Below are 210 nucleotides of genomic sequence, written 5' to 3'. Positions count from 1 at the left end.
TCAGAAGTAAGCAGTAATCCCGATGCATCCGTAGCTCAGCTGGATAGAGTACTCGGCTACGAACCGAGCGGTCGGAGGTTCGAATCCTCCCGGATGCACCATCTTCTTCGTGTTGTTCCGCAGGGACAAGGCGAAATCAGAAGTAAGCAGTAATCCCGATGCATCCGTAGCTCAGCTGGATAGAGTACTCGGCTACGAACCGAGCGGTCG

Annotated in this window: 1 tRNA gene; it reads left to right on the top strand. The window is 54.3% G+C overall.

Going from position 1 to position 210, the window contains the following annotated elements:
* Nucleotides 1-24: 24 nt before the first annotated feature.
* Nucleotides 25-101: transfer RNA gene (locus DW56_RS18010), tRNA-Arg, on the top strand.
* Nucleotides 102-210: the final 109 nt, after the last annotated feature.

This window comes from Franconibacter helveticus LMG 23732 (assembly GCF_000463115.2).
Lineage (GTDB): Bacteria > Pseudomonadota > Gammaproteobacteria > Enterobacterales > Enterobacteriaceae > Franconibacter > Franconibacter helveticus.
The sequence above is the reverse complement of the archived record's forward strand: the minus strand, read 5'-3'. Positions and strand labels throughout refer to the sequence as shown.